This window comes from Ruegeria sp. P8 (assembly GCF_056534665.1).
The window spans coordinates 76,691-101,906 of the sequence record NZ_JBQERC010000012.1; the positions used below are offsets into that span (position 1 = coordinate 76,691).

Sequence of the window (25,216 nt, forward strand, 5' to 3'; positions counted from 1 at the left end):
TGTCGCTACCGTTCTTTCAAGCCAAAAAGCAGGAGGGGCGGGATGCAGGATTGGTTGACCATGACGGCGTGTGATTTGGGCCGTGGCATTGGGATGGGCCAGATCGATCCGGTTGAATTGACGGAAACCTACCTGTCCGCAATAGACGCCCATCCGCACCGCGACCGTATCTATGCCCGCGTCACCCATGATCGCGCCCGCGCCGAGGCCGAAGCCGCGCAGCAACGTGCGAAAATGGGATTGCGGCGATCGTTGCTGGATGGGGTTCCGATCAGCTGGAAAGACCTGTTCGACACTGCCGGCACCGCGACCGAGGCCGGGTCGGCGCTTTTGAAAGACCGTGTGCCGGATGCGGATGCGCTTGTGGTACGCAACGCAACCCAGATGGGAACGGTCTGTCTGGGTAAGACGCATATGAGCGAGCTGGCCTTTTCCGGCCTTGGATTGAACCCGATCACCGAAACGCCCCCTTGTATCCATGATGAAACGGCGGTGCCGGGTGGGTCTTCATCTGGCGCGGGCGCGTCGGTTGCCTGGGGGCTGGCGGCCTGCGGGATCGGTTCCGATACCGGCGGTTCGGTGCGAATTCCAGCGGCATGGAATGATCTGGTGGGATTGAAAACCACGGCCGGGCGGCTGAGCCTTGAAGGTGTGGTGCCGCTCTGCCTGCGGTTTGACACTGTCGGGCCACTGGCGCGATCTGTTGAAGATGCAGCACATATGCTGGCCCTATTGGAAGGCGGGGCACCTGCGGACCTGAGGGGTGCTTCGCTGAAAGACCGTCGCTTTGCCGATTTGCAGAACATTGCCAAGGACGACCTGCGCGATGCACCGCGAAAAGCTTATGACGAGGCCATCGAGAAACTTGCAGATGCAGGCGCTGAGATTGTTCCCTTGGACGTGCCCGAGCTGAACGAGGCGATGCCCCTGTCCAGCGTCGTCTACACGACCGAGGCCTATGGGTTGTGGCGCGATGTGATCGAGGCCAACCCAGGGGCAATGTATCCCGAAATCCTGGAACGGTTTCGCATTGGTAAGGGCTATTCCGGCCCCGATTATGTCGCGGCCTGGGCCAAGCTCAAGGCGTGCCGCAGTGCCTGGGATGCGGCAACTGCCGGGTTCGATGCGGTTCTGGCACCTACAGCACCGATTTTGCCGCCCAATCTGGACCGGTTGATGACCGATCACGACTATTACGTGACAGAAAACCTGCTGGCCCTTCGCAATACGCGGATCGGCAACCTGATGGGGCTTGCAGCGCTGACTCTGCCCACCGGAACGCCCAGTTGCGGGCTGATGATGATGGGGTATCCGAACTCGGAAGAGGCCCTGTTGCGGTTGGGGTCAGCGGCAGAATCGGCATTGGCCTGAATGCCACAATCCACTGATTCGGAACCTCTTTGTCTGGACGAAGAGGTATGCGGACTGTAATCTGCCAAAAAAACGGGGCGCAAACGACCCCGATATTGAGGCAGTAACATGGATTTTCCCGAGCGGTTTTCGAACCTACCGGAATATGCATTCCCGCGTTTGCGCGCCCTGTTGGATCACCATCAACCGGGCGGTGACGTCGTTCATATGACGATTGGCGCGCCGACGCATGATTTTCCGGCTTGGGTGACGGATGTCATCATGGAAAATGCTGCCGGGTTTCAGGGCTATCCGCCGAACGAAGGCTCGGAAGACCTGCGCGGCGCAATCACGGGCTGGATCAAGCGGCGTTACGGGGTCGAAATGGACCCTGACGTCAACGTCATGGCGCTGAACGGCACACGTGAGGGGCTGTATAATGCGGCCATGGCGCTGTGCCCGGAACAGAAGAACGGCAAACAACCGATCATCCTGTGCCCGAACCCGTTTTATCAGGTCTACATGGTCGCGTCGATTTCGGTGGGTACGCAACCCTATTTTGTCCCTGCAACTGCCGCGACTGGTCATCTGCCGGATTATTCCGGCCTGCCCGAAGATGTGCTGAACCAAACAGCGGTGGCTTATATTTGTTCCCCGGCCAACCCGCAGGGCGCGGTTGCATCGCGCGACTACTGGGCTGACCTGATCCGTCTGGCCGAGGCTTATGATTTCCGCATCTTCGCCGACGAATGCTATTCCGAGATTTACCGTGACCAAGCCCCGACGGGGGTTCTGACTGTCGCGCAGGAACTAGGGGCTGATCCCGAACGGATCACGCTGTTTAACTCCCTGTCAAAACGCTCGAACCTAGCTGGTTTGCGCTCGGGCCTGATTGCAGGTGGACGAAAGTCCATCAGTCAGGTGAAAAAGCTGCGCACCTATGCCGGGTCCCCACTGCCTTTGCCCTTGCAAGCCGCCGCCGCGCGCGTCTGGGCGGATGAGACACATGTCGAGCAAAACCGCGCGCTCTATCAGGAGAAATACGCCATAGCGGATAAGGTGTTTGCGGGCGTGCAGGGCTACATGTCGCCCGAGGCCGGGTTCTTTCTGTGGTTGCCGGTCGAGAATGGCGAGGACGCGGCATTGAAGGTTTGGAAGGAAACCGGGGTTCGGGTTCTTCCGGGCGCATATCTTTCACAAGGTGATCCGGGAAATAACCCGGGCGAAGGCTTTATCCGGGTTGCATTGGTAGCCCCAAAAACAGAGTTGCAGCGCGGTTTGATCACACTCCGCGACTGCATCTATACGTGAGGTACGAGGGCAAAATGGCATCATATAACGCGCGAAACCGCGACCCATTGCTGGACAGCACAACACAGGCAGCCCTGGAGCGACGCAGTAAGGAACTGATCGGTATCGCGCTGATCCTGTTGGGCTTGGCCGCGGCTGCGATGATCTGGTCCTATACGCCCGATGATCCTAATTGGATGGTTTCGACCGACGCGCCGGTGCAAAACTGGATGGGACGGGTCGGCGCGTCTATTGCAGCCCCCTTGTTCATGATCGTGGGCTGGGGAAGCTGGGGCATCGCGCTTGTTCTGGTCGGATGGGGTCTGCGTTTTGCGGGCCATTTCGGTGAAGACCGGGCCATTGCCCGCCTGATCTTTGCCCCGATCTGGATCGCTGTAGCCTCGGTCTATGCCGCAACCCTTGTTCCCGGTGCCGAGTGGCGTGCAACGCATAGCTACGGTTTGGGCGGTTTGTTCGGCGACACGGTCATGGGCGCGTTGCTGACGCTGGTGCCGATCTCTTCGCATTTTCTGGTCAAAATGATGTCGCTGGCCATGGCCGTCGGCATGACCACGCTGGGTGTTTTTGTGCTGGGCTTCACCAAGGCTGACGTGAAACGCGGCTTCCGCGCCTTCATCCTGGGCCTTGTAATGTCTTATGACATGCTGATGACGCTGATGGGGCGTGGTGCGGCCTCGGCCGCGCAAGCCGCGCGGGATCGCCGGGCGCAGTGGGAAGAACGCAAGCTTGCCCGCGCTGAAGCGGCTGAGGCGATGTTTGACGACGAACTGGTCTATGCCGACACTGTTTTTGAAGAACCTGAATTGGGGCGCCCTGAACCTCCGGTCAAATCAGGCCTGTTGGCACGAATGCCGTCACTTATCCGGCGCCCTGATCCAATGCCCGAGCCTGAGTTGGTGGATCCTGAACCGATCGCGGGCTTTGACGACATGCCCGGCGAAGATCGCATCCGCTCCAAAATCTCGGCCGCCGTGCGAAATCGCAAGGTTGCCGTGGGCGAAATGACACCCGAGCCGGATCCCGACCTGCCGCTGACCAAGGGTCGTGGACGCCGTCCCGATCCGCTGATCCTGAACCAGCATCCCTCGTCCGAACTGCCCCCCGAACCGCCGATGACAGTGTATGGGCTGCGCCCCGAGCCGCAGGTGTCCGCTGGTGACACGCCAGAGGCGCAAGAGTCCGCTGTGTTCGGTTATGAGGCCGGGACAGAACAATACGACTACGCGTCCGAGTTGGATATCGATGATGAGTCGGTTTTCGAGGATGTCACCGACGCCGCGCCGCAGCAGCGCCCCGCGATGAAAATCCCGGTAGCTGAACCGCGCAAGCCTGTGGTGGCGCAGCCCGTGCGTCGGACACCGTTGCCGTCTCGTCGTGCGCAGGCCGAAGCGCAACCGGCATTGTCCTTCGAGGAACGGCACTCTGACTTCGAACTGCCGCCTCTGGGCTTGTTGTCCAACCCCGCCAGTATCCAACGCCATCACCTGAGCGATGAGGCCTTGGAAGAAAATGCACGGATGCTGGAAAACGTTCTGGACGATTACGGCGTCAAGGGTGAGATCGTCAGCGTGCGCCCCGGCCCGGTCGTGACCATGTACGAGCTGGAGCCCGCTCCGGGCCTCAAGGCGAGCCGTGTGATCGGTTTGGCAGACGATATTGCGCGTTCGATGTCGGCGCTGTCGGCGCGGGTTTCGACCCTGCCGGGGCGTTCGGTGATCGGTATCGAATTGCCCAACGAAAACCGCGAGATGGTCGTGCTGCGGGAAATCCTGGCCAGCCGCGATTTTGGCGATGGCAATCAGGCGCTGCCGCTGGCGCTGGGCAAAGATATCGGCGGTGAATCCGTTGTGGCGAACTTGGCCAAGATGCCTCACCTGCTTATCGCCGGGACCACGGGTTCGGGTAAATCGGTGGCGATCAACACGATGATCCTGTCGCTGCTTTACAAGCTTACGCCGGATGAATGCCGTCTGATCATGATCGACCCCAAGATGCTGGAACTTTCGGTTTACGATGGCATCCCGCATCTGCTGTCACCCGTTGTGACCGATCCAAAGAAGGCGGTTGTCGCCCTGAAATGGGTCGTGGGCGAAATGGAAGACCGCTATCGCAAGATGTCCAAGATGGGCGTCCGCAACATCGCGGGCTACAACGGTCGGGTAAAGGATGCGTTGGCCAAGGGCGAGATGTTCAGCCGCACGGTGCAAACCGGGTTTGACGATGAAACCGGCGAACCAACGTTCGAGACGGAAGAATTCGCGCCCGAAGCGATGCCCTATATCGTCGTCATCGTCGATGAGATGGCCGATCTGATGATGGTCGCGGGCAAGGAGATTGAAGCCTGCATCCAGCGTCTGGCGCAGATGGCGCGGGCCTCGGGCATTCACCTGATCATGGCCACACAGCGCCCGTCCGTTGACGTGATCACCGGCACGATCAAGGCCAACTTCCCTACGCGGATTTCGTTCCAGGTGACCTCGAAAGTCGACAGCCGTACTATTCTGGGCGAGATGGGTGCCGAACAGCTGCTGGGGCAGGGTGACATGCTTTACATGGCCGGTGGTGCCAAGATTACCCGCTGCCACGGACCGTTTGTGTCGGATGAAGAGGTCGAGGAAATCGTCAACCATCTGAAACAATTCGGCCCCCCCGATTACGTGGGCAGTGTTCTGGACGGACCGGCCGAGGACAGGGTCGACAACATTGACGCCGTTCTGGGGCTGAACACTGGCGGCAACACGAACGGAGAGGACGCACTGTACGATCAGGCGGTGGCAATTGTGATCAAGGATCGCAAATGCTCGACCTCTTACATTCAGCGGAAACTCGCCATTGGGTACAACAAGGCGGCGCGTCTTGTTGAACAAATGGAAGACGAAGGTGTTGTTTCGTCAGCAAATCATGTCGGGAAGCGCGAAATCCTCGTCCCCGAGCAATAGGATATTTAATAACAAGGGCAGACAACCTATCTGTACAGCATGAAACAGATTGCTTTTGCCCTTGCTTTGACACTGGCCGCACCCGCCGCATGGGCGGCGGAAAAACTGCCGCTTTCGCAGATTTCCAATTACCTGAACGGATTGAAAACGGTTCAGACAACGTTCACGCAGGTGAACGATGATGGCTCGTTGAGCACCGGGCAGCTGTGGATGCAGCGCCCGGGCAAGATGCGGTTCGAATATGATCCGCCCAACAGTGCGGTGGTGCTGGCGCGCTCGGGCAGTGTTCAGATCTTCGATCCGAAATCGAACCAGCCGCCCGAGCAATATCCGCTGAAGCGCACGCCGCTTTCCATTGTGCTGGCACGCAACGTGAATCTTGATCAGGCCAATATGGTTGTCGGCCACAGCTTTGACGGCACGGCCACAGTGGTCACTGCGCAAGACCCCAAGAACCCTGAGGCAGGTCGGATTGAATTGATGTTCACCGATAATCCGGTCGAGCTGCGCAAATGGGTGATTCATGACAACGCCGGCAGCCAGACCACCGTTCTTTTGGGTGCGCTGACCGAAAGCAATGGTCTTGATCAGGGTCTTTTCTCGAACAAGGAAAGACGCGGGTCAGTCAATCGCTGACCCGCTTTTTGCTGGTCAATACCGGCAGTTCGCCAACTGTGCCTGATACAGTTGCGCGCGCGCGTCCACGTCATTGGCCACGCTCAACAACCACGACTTGCTGTTGTGGGTGCCGCGAGCGTACCCCGTGTGACCTTCGTGATAGGCCAAGTATTGATTGCGTGTGTCGCCGGGGTGGATGCCGTTGCGCTCATAGCTTTTGTTCATATACCAGCCGATGAAGTCCGAGGCATCGCGGATGCGATCCCGCTTGGCCCGGCGCTTGCCGGTTTCGCGCTGATATTGATCCCAGGTGCCGTCCAGTGCCTGGCTGAACCCATAGGCGCTGCTTTGCCGCCCCATCGGGATCACGCCCAGCACGTAACGGTGCGGGGTACGCGCGTCGTGGCGATATCGGCTTTCCTGATAAATCGTGGCCATCTGAACGTGAACCGGAACACCCCATTTCTGCTCGGTGCTTTTGAAAGCCTTGATAAAATCCGGTCGTTCGTGCGCAATGCTGCACGCGTCGTTCAGTTTGCTGGGCGGTTGTTTTGACCCGCCGCCACAGGATGCCAAAAGCAGCACCCCGAAGAGTACGATAAGAATTCTGCTCATGTGCCTCATGCCTTTTTTGTTTATTCTAGCGCAGATTGAGCTCTGAGGAAATCACAATCGCTATAAAACAATGGCAAGAATTATGGGTAACGCCGCCACGGAAAGTACGGTGGACACCATGACCATGCCGGCAACGGCATCGGAATCGGCTTCAAATCGTTCTGCCAACAAATATGAGGTCACAGCGACCGGTGTACAAATTTGCAATATCAGAACGCCAAAGGCGACAGTGTCCAGATCAAACAACACCCCAATCCCCCAGCCCAACGCAAAGCAGACGATAAGTTTCAGGACTGACAGCCAGAGCGCTTGCCCCAGACTACGCGAGGTCAGGCGGGCGATTGCCACACCGACCGTGACCAACATCAGCGGAACAGCCATTTGCCCCAAAAGCTCAAACGTATTGGTTAGAAATGTCGGAGTTTGCCACCCCTGCCACAAAAACACCGCACCCAGAATGGTCGCCCACGCCATCGGCTGGCGTAAGACCTGTCCCCATGCGCCTTTTCCGGCGACTAGGTAGATCCCATAGGTGAAAGAAAACAGCGCGGTTACAGACAGAAAGATGACTGCGTAACCCAAACCAATCTGCCCGAACGCAAAGATACATAGCGGCAGGCCAAGATTGCCGGTATTGCCGAAAATCAGCGGTGACAGGTACGTGCGCTGATCCAGTTTCAATCCGCGAACAATCAACCAGAACACCCCAGCCAGCAGAAGATTTGCGACCAGAGTTGCCGACGTGAAACGCGACAAATCTCCGCCCGGAATGTCGGTTTGCATGAGTGCAACAAAGATCAGACTGGGCATTGCCAGCGTCGTTGCAAAGCGTGTCACAAATTGCAGCCGGTATTCGAACCCCAGTTTGACCCACGTAAAGCCAATGGCCGCCAAGAGAAAAACCGGGGCCACGATTTCGAACACTGTCAGTATTAGGTTCACAGACTGTTTCCCTGAATTTCACATCAATGATTGGCATTTCGGGCCAAAAACCGTTAGTAAATGCGGTGGGGGCCGAAACAATGTTAAAGACACGCGCGAAATACGGATTGGGCCAGGTGGTCCGTCACAAGAAACACCCTTTTCGAGGGGTGATTTTTGACGTGGACCCGGAATTTTCGAATACAGAAGAATGGTATCAGGCCATTCCGGAAGACAGCCGTCCACGGAAAGAACAGCCGTTCTACCACCTGCTGGCAGAGAACGACCAATCCTTCTATGTTGCTTATGTTTCAGAACAAAATCTGGTTGCAGACTATTCTGGAGAGCCGGTCGAGCACCCGGATATCTCCAACATGTTCGGCCCGTTTGAAGACGGTGCTTACCCTCTGCATTTCCAATTGAACTAGGTTTGGCGAACCGGTCGGCATTGTACTGCCGCTGATCAGTATCCAAGGGCGCACCCATCCTTGCGCGGGTCACTGGCGCCTTCCAAAACACCGTCTTTTCGGATTCGGATCGCTTGCGCTCCTCCAAGCGGCGTTTCTGGAATTTCAATATTGTGTCCAATTTCAGACAATTGTTTCGCTACTTCTTCGGAATAGCCCCGCTCCAGCTTCAGGACATTCCCATCGAAAAAGGCACGCGGCGCGTTGATGCTTTCCTGTAGCTCCAGCCCAAAGTCCCTAAGGTTCGAAACGAAACGCGTGTGCCCGGTCGGCTGATAAGCACCGCCCATGACGCCGAATGGCATCGTGACACGGTCATTCTCGGTCAACATCCCCGGTATGATCGTGTGCATCGGGCGCTTGCCGCCAGCCAGTTCATTGGGGTGACCCGGCTGAAGCGTGAACCCCGCGCCCCTGTTCTGAAGCAAGATACCATATTTCTCGGATGCGATCCCCGATCCAAAGCTATGAAAGATCGAATAGATCAGCGACACAGCCATAAGGTCGCGATCGACCACCGTGATATAGACCGTGTCCTTGTGAATGGCTTCCGTCAAAGGTGCTGCTGCGGGCATTGCGCCTTTTGGGTCAATCAATGCAGCCAACCGGATCGCAACATCCAAATCAAGAAACCGCTCGGCCCGTGCGACATGATCGGGATCAGCAATGAACCGGTTGCGCGCGTCATAAGCCAGCTTGGTGGCTTCAGCCTCGATATGAACCCGTTCTGCTCCAAATGGATCCATACCGGCCAGATCGAATTGCTTTAGAATGTTCAGCAACAGGATCGCGGTCGCACCTTGGCCGTTTGGCGGGTGTTCGACCAGATCAACACCCCTGTAGGCTCCGCGCATGGGCTGCGTTTCAGTGCACTTGGTGCAGTGAAAGTCTTCGGCGGTGTGGACACCTCCGCGTGCAGACAGGGCCCGGATCATATCCTCGGCAATGTCTCCTGAATAAAATGCGTCGCGTCCCTGACTGGCGATCCTGCGCAAGACCTCAGCCTGACCGGGAGCGCGAAAGATCTGCCCGATCGCTGGTATCTGCCCTTTGATCAGATAATGGTCACGCGCAGCACCCTGTAATGTGGCCGCCCCGGTTTTCCAGTCAAACGCAACCCGAGGGGCCACCGGAACGCCAGCCTCGGCATAGTGGATTGCGGGTTCCAGAATCGCGTCCAGCCCCAATCGCCCTTCGGTTTCTGCAAGGTGACAGAAGGCGTCCACGGCACCGGGAACAGTCACCGCATCCGGACCGCTCAACGGTACAGACGACAGGCCTTTGTCCCGCAAGGGCTGCGCCCGCGCGGCGGCCGGTGCGCGACCCGATCCGTTCAATGCGCGTATCCGGTTTTCGCCCGCACGGCTGAACAAAACGAAACAATCGCCCCCCAACCCGGTCATCTGCGGTTCGCAGATGCCAAGCAGAACCGCACCTGCTATCGCGGCGTCCATGGCGTTGCCGCCGCGCTCAAGAATATCGATTGCCACTTTGGCGGCTAGCGGGTGCGACGTTGCGCACATCCCCCGCGTTGCAAAAACTTCCGACCGGCCAGGTTTGTGCAGATCACGCATGGTGGGTTCTTTCTCCTTCAAACAGGGGAAAGCTATTCTCTGATTGCCGGTTGTCCAGTCAATTCAAGTTTGGGGGGAGATCCTCGGCGCCGTTCACTGGGTGGGGGCTGTGATAATTGGCGCCGAGGGAAGCTATCTGAGCTACGAGTCACTGTATGGCGGCGATTTGCGGCGCGACAATGTTTCGAAAATGGCGTTATTGTGGCCAATTGCGGCTGATTACCCGTTCTTGTCAAAGTTAAATCGCAGGGATAGCCGATTGCACCCGTCGCGACGCTCATAACAGATATCGCTGGTCAGTTGATGAATCAGGAACCAGCCGAACCCGCCTTCGGGCAAATCCTGAATGCGGGTTCCCAGTGGTGCCGGCGTTCCGTCTGGTGGTTCGTAGCCGGGCAATGGATGGCCCGTGTCCGAAATCAGAATGTCCAGCCGGTTTCTGTCCAATCGGCATGTCACCTGAACCCCGGCCGGGGCCACGTCCATATAGGCATGTTCCACAACGTTGTTGATTGCTTCTGCCAGTGCGATCTTGACATCGTCCGCCTTGTGCGGCGGCAACCCTCGTTTCGCCAGTCCGGCGCTGAGTTTCGCAATCCCCGCACTGGCTTCTGTTTCCGTTGCGGGAAAGCTCAATTCCAGGCAGGTCGCGTTACAAATGGGCTCCACGTTGTCGCACTCCTGCTGTTGTCACCTGTCTGGTTCCGACAGGGCGTCATCCAGTGTTGCAAACAACCTGAACACGGTATCCATGCGCGTCAGGCGAAAGACCTTTTCCACCACGGGCTGCGGGCCTGCCAGATCAAGCCTTCGGTTCAGCCCCAGTTGTTTCATGGACGCTACGATTGCGCCCAGTCCGCTTGAATCGATGAACTCGACGCCTGAAAGGTCCAGGACAACCCGATCGGCGCAGGCCTCGGTCTCTGCGCGCATGTCTTCTTTGAACTGAATGGCCATCGCAGCGTCGATCCGGTCAGAGTGAACCGTGATAATCTGTGTCGTTCCGTCTGATGTGCTGGTCAGCCCCATGGTCCGGCTGCCTCCAATCTGAAAATGAGTCGTAGAAATACGCTAGACGCGAATTCTTACCATTCGGTATTCAAGGGCCGGACGACAGGAGGATTATCCGGATGAGAGATGTTGTTATTGCAGGTGCTGCCAGAACACCAATGGGTGGTTTTCAGGGCATGTTCGACGGTGTCGCAGCATCCGAGCTTGGCGGCGCAGCGATTCGTGCCGCGTTAAAGCAGGCAGGGGCGCAGACGGTTGACGAGGTGTTGATGGGATGTGTCCTGCCCGCAGGTCAGGGGCAGGCACCGGCGCGCCAGGCGGGTTTCGCGGCGGGTTTAGGCGAGGAGGTTCCTGCCACCACGCTGAACAAGATGTGTGGTTCCGGGATGAAGGCGGCGATGATGGCCTTCGACCAGATCGCATTGGGTCTTGCGGACACAATGGTCGCCGGAGGGATGGAGAGCATGACCAACGCGCCCTACCTGCTGCCGAAAATGCGGGGCGGTGCGCGCATCGGTCATGGTCAGGTGATCGACCACATGTTCCTTGACGGGCTGGAAGACGCCTATGACAAGGGCCGCCTGATGGGAACCTTTGCCGAAGACTGCGCCGAGGCGTATCAGTTCACCCGCGAAGCGCAGGATGAATATGCCTTGAAATCCTTGTCCAACGCACTTTCCGCGCAAGAAAGCGGTGCTTTCGAGGGCGAGATCGTCCCCGTCACAGTGCGCACGCGTAAGGGTGAGGTCGTACAGGTCGCTGATGAGCAACCCAAATCCGCCCGTCCCGAGAAAATTCCGACACTGAAACCGGCTTTCCGCAAGGACGGGACAGTGACCGCCGCCAATTCCTCGTCAATATCCGACGGCGCGGCGGCGCTTGTTCTGGCATCGGCTGAGGCGGCAGAAGCGCAAGGACTGACAGTTCGGGCCCGGATTTTGGGACATGCCAGCCATGCTCAAGCGCCCGGACTTTTCACGACTGCACCGGTTCCGGCGGCGCAAAAGCTTCTGTCCCGCATCGGTTGGAACAAGGATGATGTCGACCTGTGGGAGGTCAACGAAGCCTTCGCAGTTGTGCCGATGGCTTTCATGCACGAAATGGGATTGCCGCGCGACAGGGTAAACGTAAATGGCGGGGCCTGCGCCTTGGGCCATCCTATTGGCGCATCTGGCGCCCGTATTCTGGTCACTTTGTTGAACGCGCTCGAGAAACGAAATCTCAAGCGGGGGGTTGCTGCAATCTGTATCGGCGGCGGTGAAGGAACAGCTATCGCGATCGAACGCATTTGACCCTTCATCTTTTTCGAAATACTCCGGGGGTTCGGGGGCAGCGCCCCCGAGTTTTCCAAGGGGTTCGGGACCTATGACCGTCGATTACAGTTCGCTGGCCAGTACAATTGCAGCATTGACCGAAGGCGAAACCGATCAGATTGCCCTGATGGCCACGGTTGCTTGCGAGGTCCACTATTCTGACGACCGCTTCGACTGGACCGGGTTTTACCGTGTGACAGAACCAGGCTTGCTGAAAATCGGCCCCTACCAGGGTGGGCATGGCTGTCTGGTCATCCCGTTCGCGCGGGGCGTATGCGGGGCGGCAGCGCGCACCGGGCAGGTGCAGCTTGTGCCGGATGTGGATGCGTTTCCGGGTCACATCGCCTGCGCCTCCTCCACCCGGTCCGAACTGGTTCTGCCGGTCCGGAACACAGCGGGCGAATTGATTGCAGTTTTCGACATCGACAGCAATCAACCCGACGCGTTCTCAACCGAAGACGCGGATAACCTGTCCGCGATCCTGTCAAAGACCTTCGCACAAGTCTGATTGAAATTAAGGTGGTACAGGGCGCGTCTGCCGATTTCTTCATTTCGATCTCACTCGGAGCCTGATAAAACCGGAAAATCCGAACCGTATTGGATTAACCATGGTCCCAGGCCAATTCCGAACTCCGCGCCTTTCGGTCAGCGACTGGAAGGTTGAACTCGCCGATCCGCGATTGCGAGGTCGGCTTGAAGATGATCTGGCAGCGCTTCTGACCCCTGAGGTCCTGAAACACCTGCCGCCGTCGATGCAGTTGCAGGGTCGGGGAATTTCGAGCTGGATTGATGACAGACGTGCTGAAAGCAATATTCTGCTTGCGCGCCAAAACCACGGTAACCACCTTATTGGCCTATTCGTGTTGGCCATGAGTTCAGAGGCCGATTCAATTCCAAACCTTCACATCGGCTATCTGATTGCAGAATCCGCCTGGGGGAATGGTTACGCCTCCGAGATGCTGCAAGGCCTGCGGGACGCATTGGCGCCTGGGCCTGACATACGCCTCATCGCCGGGGTTGGGCGCGACAATCCGGCCTCAGCTCGCGTTCTGCAAAAAACAGGCTTTACGCTTTGGCCGGAGCGCGCCTCAGAAACCGCCGATATTTATGTTTGCCATATCAGCTGAGTGACCGAACCGTCAGGGCATAGCCGCCCGGAATACGGGCTTGCGTGAAAAAATGCTTTGAAATTTCACGGAATCGAGTCATCGTGAAAAACGAGGTGAAATTTTCACGATCGTTGGAGCCATCCTTGAACAGCCACGCCCCACAAAGTGCGACACTTGGTGCAGATATTCGCGCGCTGCGCAAGGCGCGTGGATTGACGCTGAGTGATATCGCGATCCGGTTGGACAGGTCTGTGGGCTGGCTCAGCCAGGTTGAACGTGACATGTCCGAGCCGTCGATTTCGGACCTCAGGCAGATCGCCGAATGCCTTGGCGTACCCATGTCGATGTTGTTTGCGCATTCGGCGGCACCGGCGGACGAGCAGGGATATGTCGTGCGTGCCGGCTCGCGCCGCCCCATGGGGTCGGGCGAAGAAGGGTTGATCGAAGAGCTGCTCTCGCCGGATCTGACCGATGATTTCGAAATGGTACATTCCACCTTCAAACCCAACTCGCAGATGCAGACACCGGCCAATCGCCCGACCCAGGAAGTCGGATACATGATCTCGGGCAGGCTGGACCTGACAATCGGGTCGCGCGCGTTCACGGTTGGGCCGGGTGACAGCTTTCGAATTCGACATGAACCCTATCAATGGGCCAACCCTTATGATGAGCCCGCTGTGGCCATCTGGGTCATCGCCCCGCCGGTTTACTGATGTCGTTCGAGGCCTGGACCATATTCGCGTTGTTCTGGGTGGTCTTCGTGACCACCCCTGGCCCGAACGCGGTTAATTGCATCTCGAACGGGATGAGCCTTCCGTTTCCAAGGGCAATGCTAGGCGTATTGGCTATTCTCACGCAGGCCAGCGCCTTTCTGATCCTGTCTGCGCTGGGTGTGACCGCCCTGATCGCTGCATCGCCGACCGGGTTCTTTGTCGCCAAGTTGATTGGCGCGGGATTTTTGATCTGGTTGGGGATTCGCGGCTGGATGAATGCTACAAAACCCGCACCAGCCTCCGAGCGTCCTGCGCGACATGTCTACCTGCACGCGCTTGCAGTGGCCACGATCAATCCCAAAAGCGTTGCCGGATACCTGGCCGCGTTTTCGCAGTTCGTTCAGCCCGAGGTCCCGATCTGGCAGCAGATGGGGGTTATCATGCCGACCGCGCTGGTCATCACCACACTTAGCTACACCGGCTTTACGGCGCTGGGCGCCTTGATGGGCAGGGCAGCGCTGGGCGCGGTGTTCAATATCTGGGTGCGCCGGATCATGGCGGCCTGTTTTGTCATCTACGGTGTGTTGTTGGGAACCAGCACCACACCCGCAATAAGGGGGTAGTCAGATGCACAAGGGATCCTGCCTTTGCGGCTCGGTCGCGTTCACGATCGACGGAGACCTGTCGCCACCTTCGGTCTGCCATTGCGGACAGTGCCGCAGACAGTCGGGCCATGTCTGGGCTTCGACTTCGACCCATAAGGACAACCTGAGTTTCTCGGCCAGCGACACGCTTAGCTGGTATCGCGCGTCTGACATCGCCCGGCGCGGATTTTGCAGCAAATGTGGCTCGTTCCTCTTCTGGCAACACAACCAGGAAGACACGATTTCGATTTCCATGGGCGCGCTGGACGCACCCACAGGTCTTTCGCTCTCGAAGCACATCTTTGTGGCTGACAAGGGCGACTACTACGACATCACGGACGATCTGCCTCAAGAGGCACAGTAACAAGGATCAAAAACGCATGAGTGATTTTCCAACAAAAGCCCGCGTGGTCATAATCGGTGGCGGTGTGGTGGGGGCTTCCTCGCTGTATCACCTTGCCAAGAAAGGCTGGACCGATTGTGTTCTGCTGGAAAAGAACGAACTGACTGCCGGGTCGACCTGGCATGCGGCAGGGAACGTTCCGACCTTTTCGACCTCATGGGCGATCATGAACATGCAGCGCTATTCGACCGAGCTGTATGCGCGTCTGGGCGAGGAAGTCGATTACCCGATGAACTACCACCAGACCGGTTCGATCCGACTGGCGCATTCGAAAGAACGTGTGCAGGAGTTCGAGCGCGCCATGGCGATGGGCCGCTATCAGGGTATCCCGATGGAAATGTGGACCCCGGAAGAAGCGAAAGAGCGCTATCCCTTCCTGGAAACGCATGACCTTGAAGGTGTTCTCTACGACCCGACGGATGGTGATATCGATCCGGCGCAGCTGACCCAGGCGCTGGCCAAGGGCGCACGCGATATGGGGCAGAAGATCATCCGTTTCTGCCCGGCGACTGGCGTGACGCAGCATGATGACGGCACCTGGACCGTGCACACGGACAAAGGCGATATAGCCTGTGACTATGTTGTGAACGCAGCCGGGTATTATGCGCAGCGCGTGGGCGAATGGTTCAAGCCCTTCGGTGGCCGCACCGTTCCGGCAATGGTCATGAGTCACCAGTACCTGCTGACCGATGAAATCCCCGAGATCGAAGCATGGACCAAGCAAAGCGGTGCCAAACTGCCGTTGCTGCGTGATGTGGATGTCTCGTACTACCTGCGGCAGGAAAAGAACGGCTTCAACCTTGGTCCTTACGAGCCCAACTGCAAGGGCCACTGGATGACCGAAGACGATCCGATGCCGGATGATTTCAGCTTTCAATTGTGGAATGACGATCTGGACCGCATCGAAGATATCGTCACCGATGCGATGGAGCGGGTGCCGCTGATGGCAACCTCGGGCGTTGGACGCGTCATCAACGGGCCGATCCCTTATGCGCCGGACGGGCTGCCGCTGATCGGCCCGATGCCGGGTGTGAAAAACGCGTTCGAGGCGCATACTTTCACCTTCGGCATCGCGCAGGGCGGTGGCGCAGGCAAGGTTCTGGCCGAGTGGGTCGTTGATGGCGCGACCGAATGGGATATGTGGGCCGTCGATCCGCGCCGCTATACCGATTACACCGATCAGGATTATTGCAACCAGAAAGGCATGGAAGTTTATGGCAACGAATATGCCATGCACTTCCCGCACCATGAATGGCCTGCCGCACGAAACAAGAAGCTGTCGCCCGTGCATGACAAGGTGATCGCGCACGGCGGTGTCATGGGGGCCTATAACGGCTGGGAACGCGCCAACTGGTTTGCACAGCCCGGTGATGACACCTCGCTCGACGCGACCCACACCTGGGGACGGTCCGGTCCGTGGGAACAGCGGATCAAGGAAGAATGTGAGGCCGTGCGCGATCATTGTGGCGTGTTGGACCTGCCGGGCTTCTCGCGGTTCAAAATACAGGGGCCGGGTGCTGATGAATGGCTGCGCGGTCTGGTTGCAGGGGCATTGCCCAAGATTGGTCGGGTTGGGCTGGTTTACTTCGCAGATGACCGCGGGCGTATCCTGACCGAAATGTCGGTCACGCGCGAGGCCGAAGACCTGTTCGTTCTGGTCACTGCAGCGACCGCGCAATGGCATGACCGTGAATGGCTTGAGCGTCACATACCTGCCGATGCCGAGTTCACGCTGGAAGACTGGACAACGCGGATGAGCACGCTGATCGTTACCGGGCCTCGATCTCGGGACATTCTCAGCAAAGTTACCGAGGCCGATCTGACCTTGCCGTGGCTCAGCTTTCAGGAAAGCGAAATCAAAGGCGGATGGGTCGCTCTGCTGCGTGTCTCATTCGCTGGTGAGCTGGGCTGGGAAGTTCACGCTGAAAATGCGGATATGCCTGCGATCTACGACGCGATCATCGATGCCGGTGCCAAGCCGTTCGGGATGTATGCGCTGAACTCGCTGCGGATCGAAAAGGGGTACCGCGCCTGGAAGGGCGATCTGTCGACCGACTATTCCCTGCTTGAAGGCGGGTTGGAGCGTTTCGTCAAGCTGGACAAACCGCAGGACTTCCCGGGCAAGGCCGCAATCCTGAACGAAAAGCAGCAAGGCGTGAAAAAGTCCTTCGTCACCCTGACTGTTGATGCGGGCGATTGCGACGCGCCGTATATGTCCTGCATCTGGCATGGCGATGAGATCGTCGGCGAAACCACATCCGGCGCATGGGGCTACCGCGTTGGCAAATCCATCGCGCTGGGCATGATCCGGGCCGAGTTTGCCAACCCCGGAACTGAACTTGAGGTCGAAATCTACGGTCAGAAATGCCGCGCCGTGGTAGAGCTGGATCAACCGCTCTGGGACCCCGAGAACGAGCGGTTGCGGGCGTGACGCGTCTGGCGACCATGTCCGGCGTCTATCTGACCGGCCATGGCGGAACAGAGGCGCTGGAATGGCGCGACGATATCCCTGTCCCGGCCCCTGGGCCGGGGCAGGTGCTTGTTCGGGTCGCCGCGGCAGGGGTCAATAACACGGATATCAACACAAGGGTCGGCTGGTATTCATCGGATGTCACCGGCGGGACGGATGCCGTCGATCAGGATATTGAAGCCGGAGGGTGGGGCGGCGCACTGAACTTTCCCCGCATTCAGGGCGGCGATCTGTGCGGGATCGTTGAAGAAGTCGGGCCAAACACGGGGTTCAAAAAGGGCCAGCGTGTGACGTGCCCGATCAACCTGCCGCGTCCGCGCCCCGGCAAACCTCAGGGCTTTATTGCGCTCGGGTCAGAGATTGATGGGGCCTTTGCCCAATACTGTCTGGTTGAAGCAAATGATCTTTACGACGTAAGTGCATCGCCCCTGTCTGATGTTGAAATTGCGGCCATTCCCTGCGCCTTTGGTACTGCCGAAAACCTGCTGACGCGCGCGGGCGTGACGTCTGGGCAAAAAGTTCTGATCACTGGCGCGTCAGGCGGCGTCGGTCTGGCGGCGGTGCAGCTTGCGGCGCTGCGCGGAGCATCGGTTTGGGGTGTGACGGCTGCAGAGAAGGCAGAGGTCGTCAGATCCCAAGGGGCGTTGGGCACATTTGCCCGGGATGAGCTGCCGCCGCAGGATATGTTCGACGCGGTTATAGATGTTGTTGGCGGGCCCGCATGGGCATCGCTGATCCTTGCCCTGAAGCCCGGCGGGCACTACGCCGTTTCTGGGGCAATCGCCGGCCCGATTGTCGAGGCTGATCTGCGGGACATCTATTTGCGCGACATCACCATTCACGGCTGCACGCATCAGGCACCCGAAGTCTTTGGCCGCCTAGTGGAGTTGATGAATACCGGACGGATCAAGCCACTGGTTTCCCGAACCTACCCGTTGAAGGATATCGTCCGCGCACAGGCTGATTTTCAGGCAAAGACCCTTCCGGGTAAACTCGTGCTGCTGCCTTAAGGAGCAACGACATGACAAAGATCACTCTGTTGGACGGTTCAATTGGACAGGAATTGGTCAAACGCAGCGGAGACCGGGCGACGCCACTATGGTCCACACGTGTGATGATCGACCACCCTGATCTGGTCGGCGCGGTGCATGGCGACTACTTCCGTCGTGGTGCCACGGTTGCCACCACCAATACCTATGCCGTCCACCGTTCACGCCTAGTGCGAGTGGGGATGGAGGACCAGATGCCCGCCCTTATCGACACTGCCCTGACACAGGCCGAACGTGCTCGTACTTCGACCGGGGGGCGGATTGCGGGGTCTCTGGGGCCGCTTCTTGCATCTTACCGACCCGACCTGAATCCCGACCCGGCAGATGCGGCGGGAAAGTTTGCTGAACTTGTGGCTTTGATGGCTGCGCGCGTCGATCTGTTTCTGATCGAGACAGTATCTTCGGTGCAGGAGGCCGAGGGTGCGCTGCGCGGAACGACCGGATGTGGCAAACCAGTCTGGCTGTCATTCACGGTCAATGACGAAGATGGCAGCCGCCTCAGGTCCGGCGAACCGCTCAGGGATGTCGCGCCCTTGGTTGCAGAGTTTTCACCTGATGCGCTGCTGATCAATTGTTCGCGCCCCGAAGCGATCCCAGCTGCTCTGGACATCCTGTCCGGCATGAACAAGCCTTATGGTGCCTATGCCAACGGCTTTACACATATTTCGGATGAGTTTCTAATGGACGCGCCGACAGTGGATGCGTTGGATCAACGCCATGATCTTGGTCCCGATGCTTATGCGGATCACGTCATGCGTTGGGTCGATCAGGGGGCCACGATTGTCGGCGGGTGCTGCGAAATTGGCCCGGACCACATCGAAGCGCTGGCCAACCGGTTGCGTGCTGCCGGGCACGAGATCGTCTAAGGTGACAGCGATGAGGAAAGTTGCTTCTGATTCACCGCAGGCGATACAGCAACATTTCGATATTCTGGTCGCACCCGGATTTGTGCTGCTTGAACTGGCCTCATTGGTCGAGGTTCTCAGGCTGGCAAATCGTGTGTGTCCAAAGCCGCCGTTCACTTTTGCCTATCGGTCGCTCAGAGGTGGCCCGATCTCCAGCAGCAGCGACGCGGTGGTGCAAACGGAACGCGTGCAGGCGCAACCCAAGGCGAATTATCTTTTTGTGATCGGCAATTCTGACCCAGATCACCCGGACTTGTCTTTGGGGCGGGTGGTGTCGGACTATACTTTCCGCGATGCCAAGGTGTTTCTGCTGGCGGAAGCGGCCAGCCGGTATATCGACGAACAGGGTTCAGATGATTTGGCAACTCACTGGGAAAACGCCTCGTTCCTGCGGGAACGCGGGGCCCGGTTTGAAGCCAAACTGTCGATTGCAACCGAACAGGGCGCCGTTGTGACCTGTGCCGGAATGGAGGCGACAACAGATGTCGCGCTGGCAGTAATCGGTCGCCATATCTCAGGGCCTGCAAAGATGACCGTGGCGGACATCATGTTGCATGAAAACATCCGGGATTTCGCCTCGATGCAGCCATTCTCGGGGGTAAAGTTGACGGCGACCGGAGATGTGAAGCTGGATCAGTGCATCAAGCTCATGCAGGCCAATATCGAAGATCCACTGCCGATCAATCAGATCGTCGATTCGCTGCAACTGTCGAACCGTTCGCTTGAGCGTAAGTTCAAAACCTTCTTTGGCACCACACCCAACGGATTCTATCGCGAAATGCGGCTGGCCAAGGCCAATAACCTGCTTCTGAACACCACTATGAGCGTTCGCGAAATCGGATTGGCCTGTGGTTTTCCGAACGGGTTTTCCTCTGTTTACAAAAGCTTCTTCGGGGTCACGCCTTTTGTCGTTCGGCGGGAAAAGCGGGCCGCGACACATCGGTGAAAACTGCTGATCTTGTGACGTTTTTGGTGCATTTGTTGTCGATCTTCCGTGGCAGTTTACGCCAAACCTGACACAGCGGAGATTTCAGGATGGTTGATCTTCCCAGCAAGGCCCGAGTGGTCATCATCGGTGGCGGCGTCATCGGATGTTCGGTCGCCTATCATCTGACCAAGAAGGGCTGGACCGATGTTGTTCTGCTAGAACGCAAGCAACTGACCAGCGGCACCACCTGGCACGCGGCGGGCCTGATCGGGCAACTGCGCGCGTCTTCCAACATGACCAAACTGGCGCGCTATTCCGCAGAGCTCTATCTGGGCCTTGAGGAAGAGACCGGTGTCGCCACCGGCCTGCGTCAGGTCGGGTCCGTTTCGGTCGCCCTGACCAGTGAGCGGTTGGAGGAGCTTCACCGAAATGCGGCAATGGCCCGCGCCTTTGGCGTGCCGGTCGAAGAGCTTTCTCCGACCGAAGTCAAAGAGCGATATGAGCATATCAACCTCGACGGCGTGGCAGGTGGCGTTTGGTTGCCAACCGATGGCCAGGCGGATCCTGCTAATATTGCCTTGGCGTTGGCCAAGGGTGCGCGTCAACGCGGTGGGGTGATCAAGGAACGGGTGAAGGTGACCGGGATTTCCCGGCACGGACGGCGCGCGACCGGTGTCGACTGGGTCAGTGATGACGGGCAATCCCAAGGGCATATCGCCTGTGATATGGTTGTCAATTGCGCGGGAATGTGGGGGCGCGAGGTAGGCAAGATGGCCGGCGTGAATGTGCCGCTGCACGCCTGCGAACATTTCTATATCGTCTCTGAACCCATTGAAGGGTTGAGCCAAATGCCGGTTCTGCGGGTGCCAGATGAATGCGCCTACTACAAGGAAGACGCGGGCAAAATGATGTTGGGCGCATTCGAGCCCAATGCCAAACCCTGGGCCATGAACGGTATTCCCGACAACTTCGAGTTCGACCAACTGCCCGAGGATTTCGATCACTTCGAACCGATCCTCGAAGCGGCGTGCAACCGGATGCCAATGCTGTCCGAGGCGGGTATTCACACCTTCTTCAACGGCCCCGAATCCTTTACTCCCGACGACGCCTATCACCTGGGTCTGGCGCCCGAGATGGACAATTTTTGGGTCGCGGCCGGGTTCAACTCGATCGGTATCCAGTCCGCCGGTGGCGCGGGCATGTCGCTGGCCGAGTGGATGGATACCGGTGAAAAGCCCTTTGATCTGGGCGACGTGGATATCGGTCGGATGCAGCCGTTTCAGGGTAATAAGAAGTACCTATTTGAACGCTCAAAAGAAACGTTGGGATTGCTCTACGCCGACCACTACCCCTATCGCCAGAAAGCCACTGCACGCGGTGTGCGCCGAACCCCGTTCCACCATCACCTGAAAGAACAGGGCGCCGTTTTTGGAGAAATCGCAGGTTGGGAACGGGCCAATTGGTACGCGAATGAAGGGCAGGAGCGCGAATACCGGTACAGCTGGAAGCGCCAGAACTGGTTCGAGAATTCCGCTGCCGAGCACCGAGCCGTGCGCGAGAATGTGGGCATGTATGACATGTCTTCCTTCGGCAAGATTCGTGTGGAAGGCCCTGATGCCGAAAAGTTCATGAACTATATTGGCGGGGGTGACTACTCGGTCCCTGTCGGCAAGATCGTCTATACGCAGTTTTTGAACCGCACAGGCGGGATCGAAGCGGATGTCACCGCAACCCGCCTGACCGAAACCGCCTATCTGGTCGTGACCCCCGCAGCCACGCGCTTGGCGGATCAGACATGGATGATGCGCCATGTCGGGGATTTCAACGTGGTCATTACAGATGTCACAGCGGGTGAAGGCGTTCTCGCTGTCATGGGGCCAAACGCCCGGGCTCTGCTGGAAAAGGTCTCGCCCAACGACTTCACAAACGCGACCAACCCCTTTGGTACTGCCCAGCAGATCGAGATCGGAATGGGCCTGGCCCGTGCACATCGCGTGACCTATGTGGGTGAGCTTGGGTGGGAAATCTATATTTCTTCAGACATGGCGGGCCACGTCTTTGAGACCCTGCATGAGGCTGGTCAGGACATGGGGCTGAAGCTGTGTGGTATGCACATGATGGACAGCTGCCGGATCGAAAAGGGTTTCCGGCACTTCGGCCACGATATCACCTGTGAGGATCACGTGGTTGATGCTGGTCTTGGCTTTGCGGTCAAGGTGGACAAAGGGTGTGATTTCATCGGGCGTGAGGCGGTGATTGTACGAAAAGAAAGCGGCCCCAAAAGCCGTCTGGTACAGTTCCGTCTGACCGACCCTGAACCGCTGTTGTTCCACAACGAGCCGATCGTGCGTGATGGCGAATATGTCGGCTACCTGAGTTCCGGCAATTACGGTCATAGCCTCGGTGGTGCCATCGGAATGGGCTATGTCCCGTGCGAAGGTGAAAAGGCCGCAGACGTTCTGAGTTCAACCTATGAGATCGATGTTTGCGGCGTGAAGGTCAAAGCCGAAGCATCGCTTAAACCGATGTATGACCCAAAATCCGAACGGGTGAAGGTCTGATAGACAGGGTAGGGGGCGCTGCCCCCGCCGCCCGTGCCGGGCGACTCCCCCGGGATATTTTGGGCCAGATGAAGTGCGGATCCCTTGCTTCACCTGGCTCTAAATATCCCGGAGCGCGAGGCAGAGCCTCGCAATTTTGGCGGCAACAGCTGCGGTCAGCAAACTTATCACAAATCGTTATGTGACACTTCACTGTTTTCAGAGTTTTCAATCCGTTCAGTTCTGCCGTAAACGGAACCGGTATCAACCGGAGAGCCTTCGTGACACCCACACCATTACCACCTCAGAATGTGGATACCCCCAAAGGTTTGGCTTTGGCTGTCACGGCGTACGTCATGTGGGGATTTCTGCCGCTTTATATGAAGGCGATGGATCACATTGGACCTGTCGAGGTGGTGGCGCATCGGGTTATCTGGTCTGTTCCGGTTGCAGGTTTGCTGCTGGTCGCGCTGGGGCGCACCCGGGACTTGAAAGCTGCACTGGGCAATCCCCTGATGCTGGCCATGGCGGCTTTGACGGCGGCGCTGATTTCCGTGAACTGGGCGATTTATGTTTGGGCGATCTCGACAGGGCACGCGCTGGACGCGGCGTTGGGGTATTACATCAACCCGCTGTTCAGTATCGCGTTGGGCGCGATTTTGCTGCGTGAGCCCCTGACGCGGACCCAATTGTTTGCGGTGGGGCTTGCCGCGCTGGGCGTTCTTGTGCTTGTGCTTGAGGCTGGGCGACTTCCCTGGGCGGCGCTGGGTTTGATGGTCAGTTGGGGTTTCTATGCATTCTTTAAGAGATCCCTTCCAATTGGTCCCAACCAGGGTTTTCTGCTTGAGGTCCTGATCCTTTTGATCCCGGCCCTGGCCTATGTCACCTGGCTGGGTGTGCAAGGCGCAGGTCATTTTGGCGTAGCGATGTCTGATACCCTGCTGTTGTCCTGCGCCGGTATCGTCACGGCGGTGCCATTGCTGGTCTATGCGAACGGAGCCAAGCTGGTGCGCCTGTCGACCATGGGCATCCTGCAATACATTGCGCCGACTATGATTTTCATTACAGCCATCACTCTGTTCGGTGAGAAGATCGACACCGGACGTATGATCGCATTCCCCCTGATCTGGGTGGCTTTGGTCATTTACTCGATCCCATTGATCCGGCAGGCGCGGGCTCAGGCCTGAAGCAACAGGCGTGCTGCGGCATCTGCCCACAGCGCATAGGCCCGGGGGCTTGGGTGATAGCCGTCCGGTGCCGCCAGGGCCGGGTCGTCGGGCAGATCAAGCCTCAGGTGCTGCACATGGGGATGGACGGATACAACCTGTTGCAACGCATTATCCAGCCGTGCAGCCTGACGGCCAAGCACCCAGGCCAATGGATGTGGCAGGGCCGGAAACCTGTTCATTTGCGGAACGCCGGTGATGATTATACGCCGCGCCCCCAGTTCGTTTGACAGGATGTTGATAAGCTGCGCCTGGCGATCCGCAAATGTGCGGCAAGAGACGGCGCGGGTGACGTCATTCACCCCCAAAGCCGTGACCACCGCATCGAATTCGCCCTTTATGCCCCTCAGGTGGTCGATCGTATCCAGCGTCGTGTACCCTGTGGTGGCCGCAAGTTGCCACTCGACCGTGTGATGTCTGGCCAGCCGGTCCACAAGCTGCCCCGACAAGGCCTGCGCCTGAGTTCCCGCGCCCACTCCGGCCGCCGAGCTATCGCCGGTGATCAGCAGACGCAGGCGGGGGCCACGCCCTGATCGGCCCTCTCGCGGGCCAGTGGGCTCCGGCAAAAGCCGGGCGTTACGGCGCACCAAAAGGGCTTGCGTGGCCAGAACGGGCAACAAGGGCACACGTAGAACCTGGTCGGGTGCTATCAGGGTGCGCATCATCAGGTCACGTCAGGGCGTTTTTGAATTCCAGAAAACGAGCGTCAGTCATCACGCGCGCCATCATCGCCTCGCGCAAAGCGCCGACTGTTTTGTAAGGGCGCATGGCGACTTCGAAGATTTTGATCAAACCGTCCTCGTTCAGCGTAATGAGGTCAACGCCAATGCCGTCCAGATCTCCAATCTTGCATTGAAACTCCAGCGCCCAATCGTTGCCAGCGCCCATAATCCGGCGATACCGGAAGTCGGAAAAGACCTGCCCGACATGGCCAAGAACGGCAGCCACAGGTGCGCGCCCGGTCCAGGTGCTGAAATAGGTTGGTGGCAGGAACTGCACATCTTCGGCCAGCAGATCGTGGATCAGCGCCTCATCGCCCTTGGCGACAACCTCTTGCAGTCGTTCAATTGTCGGGTGCATGTCCTGTCCTCCTGCGCAGAAGTTCACCGA

24 protein-coding genes are annotated in these 25,216 nt (G+C 58.3%); 17 read left to right on the top strand and 7 right to left on the bottom strand.

Annotated elements, in window-relative coordinates; all coding sequences use genetic code 11:
• Positions 1-42 precede the first annotated feature (42 nt).
• The 4 genes from ACR0BZ_RS14305 (at position 43) to ACR0BZ_RS14320 (ending at position 6,236) form a co-directional block, all read left to right on the top strand.
• Positions 43-1,371 carry an amidase gene (locus ACR0BZ_RS14305; RefSeq protein WP_480920548.1) on the top strand — a complete coding sequence of 443 codons (1,329 nt, stop codon included), beginning with the start codon at positions 43-45 and terminating at the stop codon, positions 1,369-1,371.
• 108 nt (positions 1,372-1,479) lie between these two features.
• Complete coding sequence (locus tag ACR0BZ_RS14310; RefSeq protein ID WP_480920549.1) at positions 1,480-2,661, top strand: aminotransferase class I/II-fold pyridoxal phosphate-dependent enzyme; 1,182 nt, start codon at positions 1,480-1,482, stop codon at positions 2,659-2,661.
• Positions 2,662-2,675: 14 nt separating this feature from the next.
• Positions 2,676-5,600 carry a DNA translocase FtsK gene (locus tag ACR0BZ_RS14315; RefSeq protein ID WP_480920550.1) on the top strand — a complete coding sequence of 975 codons (2,925 nt, stop codon included), beginning with the start codon at positions 2,676-2,678 and terminating at the stop codon, positions 5,598-5,600.
• A 39-nt stretch (positions 5,601-5,639) separates the two neighbouring features.
• Positions 5,640-6,236: a LolA family protein gene (locus ACR0BZ_RS14320; protein ID WP_209504969.1), complete on the top strand. Its 597-nt coding sequence runs from the start codon at positions 5,640-5,642 to the stop codon at positions 6,234-6,236.
• 15 nt (positions 6,237-6,251) lie between these two features.
• Here the strand turns inward: ACR0BZ_RS14320 and ACR0BZ_RS14325 are convergent, their stop codons facing one another.
• Together ACR0BZ_RS14325 and ACR0BZ_RS14330 are read right to left on the bottom strand one after the other, a co-directional pair.
• On the bottom strand, positions 6,252-6,833 hold the full coding sequence (locus tag ACR0BZ_RS14325; protein ID WP_209504968.1) for a transglycosylase SLT domain-containing protein: 582 nt from the start codon (positions 6,831-6,833) through the stop codon (positions 6,252-6,254).
• Between the two features lie 60 nt (positions 6,834-6,893).
• Positions 6,894-7,775: an AEC family transporter gene (locus ACR0BZ_RS14330; protein WP_480920551.1), complete on the bottom strand. Its 882-nt coding sequence runs from the start codon at positions 7,773-7,775 to the stop codon at positions 6,894-6,896.
• Between the two features lie 80 nt (positions 7,776-7,855).
• Between ACR0BZ_RS14330 and hspQ the strand changes: the two genes are divergently transcribed.
• The gene (hspQ, locus tag ACR0BZ_RS14335; protein ID WP_209598336.1) at positions 7,856-8,182 is read left to right on the top strand and encodes a heat shock protein HspQ; all 327 of its coding nucleotides are present in this window, start codon (positions 7,856-7,858) and stop codon (positions 8,180-8,182) included.
• 35 nt (positions 8,183-8,217) lie between these two features.
• Here hspQ and ACR0BZ_RS14340 read toward each other — a convergent pair whose 3' ends face one another.
• From ACR0BZ_RS14340 to ACR0BZ_RS14350, 3 genes are all read right to left on the bottom strand, one after another.
• Complete coding sequence (locus ACR0BZ_RS14340; protein ID WP_480920572.1) at positions 8,218-9,795, bottom strand: gamma-glutamyltransferase family protein; 1,578 nt, start codon at positions 9,793-9,795, stop codon at positions 8,218-8,220.
• A gap of 219 nt (positions 9,796-10,014) precedes the next feature.
• Complete coding sequence (locus tag ACR0BZ_RS14345) at positions 10,015-10,464, bottom strand: ATP-binding protein (RefSeq protein WP_267365664.1); 450 nt, start codon at positions 10,462-10,464, stop codon at positions 10,015-10,017.
• Positions 10,465-10,485: 21 nt separating this feature from the next.
• On the bottom strand, positions 10,486-10,824 hold the full coding sequence (locus ACR0BZ_RS14350) for an STAS domain-containing protein (RefSeq protein ID WP_480484099.1): 339 nt from the start codon (positions 10,822-10,824) through the stop codon (positions 10,486-10,488).
• A gap of 101 nt (positions 10,825-10,925) precedes the next feature.
• On the opposite strand from ACR0BZ_RS14350, the gene ACR0BZ_RS14355 reads away from it, so the two are divergent.
• The 12 genes from ACR0BZ_RS14355 (at position 10,926) to rarD (ending at position 24,067) form a co-directional block, all read left to right on the top strand.
• Positions 10,926-12,098, top strand: a complete 1,173-nt coding sequence (locus ACR0BZ_RS14355) for a thiolase family protein (protein WP_480900444.1) — start codon at positions 10,926-10,928, stop codon at positions 12,096-12,098.
• 73 nt (positions 12,099-12,171) lie between these two features.
• Complete coding sequence (locus ACR0BZ_RS14360) at positions 12,172-12,627, top strand: GAF domain-containing protein (protein WP_480920552.1); 456 nt, start codon at positions 12,172-12,174, stop codon at positions 12,625-12,627.
• A 100-nt stretch (positions 12,628-12,727) separates the two neighbouring features.
• On the top strand, positions 12,728-13,246 hold the full coding sequence (locus ACR0BZ_RS14365; RefSeq protein WP_480920553.1) for a GNAT family N-acetyltransferase: 519 nt from the start codon (positions 12,728-12,730) through the stop codon (positions 13,244-13,246).
• 125 nt (positions 13,247-13,371) lie between these two features.
• Positions 13,372-13,941: a helix-turn-helix domain-containing protein gene (locus tag ACR0BZ_RS14370; RefSeq protein WP_209598529.1), complete on the top strand. Its 570-nt coding sequence runs from the start codon at positions 13,372-13,374 to the stop codon at positions 13,939-13,941.
• Positions 13,941-14,564: a LysE family translocator gene (locus tag ACR0BZ_RS14375; RefSeq protein WP_480506404.1), complete on the top strand. Its 624-nt coding sequence runs from the start codon at positions 13,941-13,943 to the stop codon at positions 14,562-14,564. Before ACR0BZ_RS14370 ends, ACR0BZ_RS14375 begins: the two co-directional genes overlap by 1 nt.
• A 4-nt stretch (positions 14,565-14,568) precedes the next feature.
• On the top strand, positions 14,569-14,949 hold the full coding sequence (locus ACR0BZ_RS14380; protein WP_480920554.1) for a GFA family protein: 381 nt from the start codon (positions 14,569-14,571) through the stop codon (positions 14,947-14,949).
• A gap of 16 nt (positions 14,950-14,965) precedes the next feature.
• The gene (locus ACR0BZ_RS14385) at positions 14,966-17,419 is read left to right on the top strand and encodes a GcvT family protein (RefSeq protein ID WP_480920555.1); all 2,454 of its coding nucleotides are present in this window, start codon (positions 14,966-14,968) and stop codon (positions 17,417-17,419) included.
• Positions 17,420-17,433: 14 nt separating this feature from the next.
• On the top strand, positions 17,434-18,468 hold the full coding sequence (locus ACR0BZ_RS14390; RefSeq protein WP_480622695.1) for an alcohol dehydrogenase catalytic domain-containing protein: 1,035 nt from the start codon (positions 17,434-17,436) through the stop codon (positions 18,466-18,468).
• A gap of 11 nt (positions 18,469-18,479) precedes the next feature.
• A complete protein-coding gene (locus tag ACR0BZ_RS14395) occupies positions 18,480-19,373 on the top strand; it encodes a homocysteine S-methyltransferase family protein (RefSeq protein WP_480833107.1) in 894 nt (297 codons plus the stop codon).
• Between the two features lie 10 nt (positions 19,374-19,383).
• Positions 19,384-20,358 carry a GlxA family transcriptional regulator gene (locus tag ACR0BZ_RS14400; protein WP_209504954.1) on the top strand — a complete coding sequence of 325 codons (975 nt, stop codon included), beginning with the start codon at positions 19,384-19,386 and terminating at the stop codon, positions 20,356-20,358.
• An 89-nt stretch (positions 20,359-20,447) separates the two neighbouring features.
• Positions 20,448-22,901 carry a GcvT family protein gene (locus tag ACR0BZ_RS14405; protein ID WP_480920556.1) on the top strand — a complete coding sequence of 818 codons (2,454 nt, stop codon included), beginning with the start codon at positions 20,448-20,450 and terminating at the stop codon, positions 22,899-22,901.
• A gap of 260 nt (positions 22,902-23,161) precedes the next feature.
• The gene (gene rarD / locus ACR0BZ_RS14410) at positions 23,162-24,067 is read left to right on the top strand and encodes an EamA family transporter RarD (protein WP_480920557.1); all 906 of its coding nucleotides are present in this window, start codon (positions 23,162-23,164) and stop codon (positions 24,065-24,067) included.
• On the opposite strand, the gene ACR0BZ_RS14415 is transcribed toward rarD, so the two are convergent.
• Positions 24,058-24,771 carry an SGNH/GDSL hydrolase family protein gene (locus ACR0BZ_RS14415; protein ID WP_480920558.1) on the bottom strand — a complete coding sequence of 238 codons (714 nt, stop codon included), beginning with the start codon at positions 24,769-24,771 and terminating at the stop codon, positions 24,058-24,060. The two genes, rarD and ACR0BZ_RS14415, sit on opposite strands and share 10 nt — an antisense overlap.
• A gap of 4 nt (positions 24,772-24,775) precedes the next feature.
• Entirely contained in the window at positions 24,776-25,186 is a 411-nt protein-coding gene (locus ACR0BZ_RS14420; protein ID WP_480488637.1) for a nuclear transport factor 2 family protein, read from the bottom strand.
• Between the last annotated feature and the right edge of the window lie 30 nt (positions 25,187-25,216).

Excerpts from the sequence above, each read along its gene's own strand:
- ACR0BZ_RS14400 (WP_209504954.1), top strand. The coding sequence starts at position 19,384 with ATGAGGAAAGTTGCTTCTGATTCACCGCAGGCGATACAGCAACATTTC.
- ACR0BZ_RS14320 (WP_209504969.1), top strand. The coding sequence starts at position 5,640 with ATGAAACAGATTGCTTTTGCCCTTGCTTTGACACTGGCCGCACCCGCC.
- ACR0BZ_RS14420 (WP_480488637.1), bottom strand. The coding sequence starts at position 25,186 with ATGCACCCGACAATTGAACGACTGCAAGAGGTTGTCGCCAAGGGCGAT.
- hspQ (WP_209598336.1), top strand. The coding sequence starts at position 7,856 with ATGTTAAAGACACGCGCGAAATACGGATTGGGCCAGGTGGTCCGTCAC.
- ACR0BZ_RS14365 (WP_480920553.1), top strand. The coding sequence starts at position 12,728 with ATGGTCCCAGGCCAATTCCGAACTCCGCGCCTTTCGGTCAGCGACTGG.
- ACR0BZ_RS14325 (WP_209504968.1), bottom strand. The coding sequence starts at position 6,833 with ATGAGCAGAATTCTTATCGTACTCTTCGGGGTGCTGCTTTTGGCATCC.
- ACR0BZ_RS14350 (WP_480484099.1), bottom strand. The coding sequence starts at position 10,824 with ATGGGGCTGACCAGCACATCAGACGGAACGACACAGATTATCACGGTT.
- ACR0BZ_RS14390 (WP_480622695.1), top strand. The coding sequence starts at position 17,434 with ATGTCCGGCGTCTATCTGACCGGCCATGGCGGAACAGAGGCGCTGGAA.
- ACR0BZ_RS14375 (WP_480506404.1), top strand. The coding sequence starts at position 13,941 with ATGTCGTTCGAGGCCTGGACCATATTCGCGTTGTTCTGGGTGGTCTTC.
- ACR0BZ_RS14355 (WP_480900444.1), top strand. The coding sequence starts at position 10,926 with ATGAGAGATGTTGTTATTGCAGGTGCTGCCAGAACACCAATGGGTGGT.
- ACR0BZ_RS14415 (WP_480920558.1), bottom strand. The coding sequence starts at position 24,771 with ATGATGCGCACCCTGATAGCACCCGACCAGGTTCTACGTGTGCCCTTG.
- ACR0BZ_RS14385 (WP_480920555.1), top strand. The coding sequence starts at position 14,966 with ATGAGTGATTTTCCAACAAAAGCCCGCGTGGTCATAATCGGTGGCGGT.
- ACR0BZ_RS14405 (WP_480920556.1), top strand. The coding sequence starts at position 20,448 with ATGGTTGATCTTCCCAGCAAGGCCCGAGTGGTCATCATCGGTGGCGGC.
- ACR0BZ_RS14315 (WP_480920550.1), top strand. The coding sequence starts at position 2,676 with ATGGCATCATATAACGCGCGAAACCGCGACCCATTGCTGGACAGCACA.
- ACR0BZ_RS14360 (WP_480920552.1), top strand. The coding sequence starts at position 12,172 with ATGACCGTCGATTACAGTTCGCTGGCCAGTACAATTGCAGCATTGACC.
- ACR0BZ_RS14305 (WP_480920548.1), top strand. The coding sequence starts at position 43 with ATGCAGGATTGGTTGACCATGACGGCGTGTGATTTGGGCCGTGGCATT.
- ACR0BZ_RS14380 (WP_480920554.1), top strand. The coding sequence starts at position 14,569 with ATGCACAAGGGATCCTGCCTTTGCGGCTCGGTCGCGTTCACGATCGAC.
- ACR0BZ_RS14395 (WP_480833107.1), top strand. The coding sequence starts at position 18,480 with ATGACAAAGATCACTCTGTTGGACGGTTCAATTGGACAGGAATTGGTC.
- ACR0BZ_RS14340 (WP_480920572.1), bottom strand. The coding sequence starts at position 9,795 with ATGCGTGATCTGCACAAACCTGGCCGGTCGGAAGTTTTTGCAACGCGG.
- ACR0BZ_RS14310 (WP_480920549.1), top strand. The coding sequence starts at position 1,480 with ATGGATTTTCCCGAGCGGTTTTCGAACCTACCGGAATATGCATTCCCG.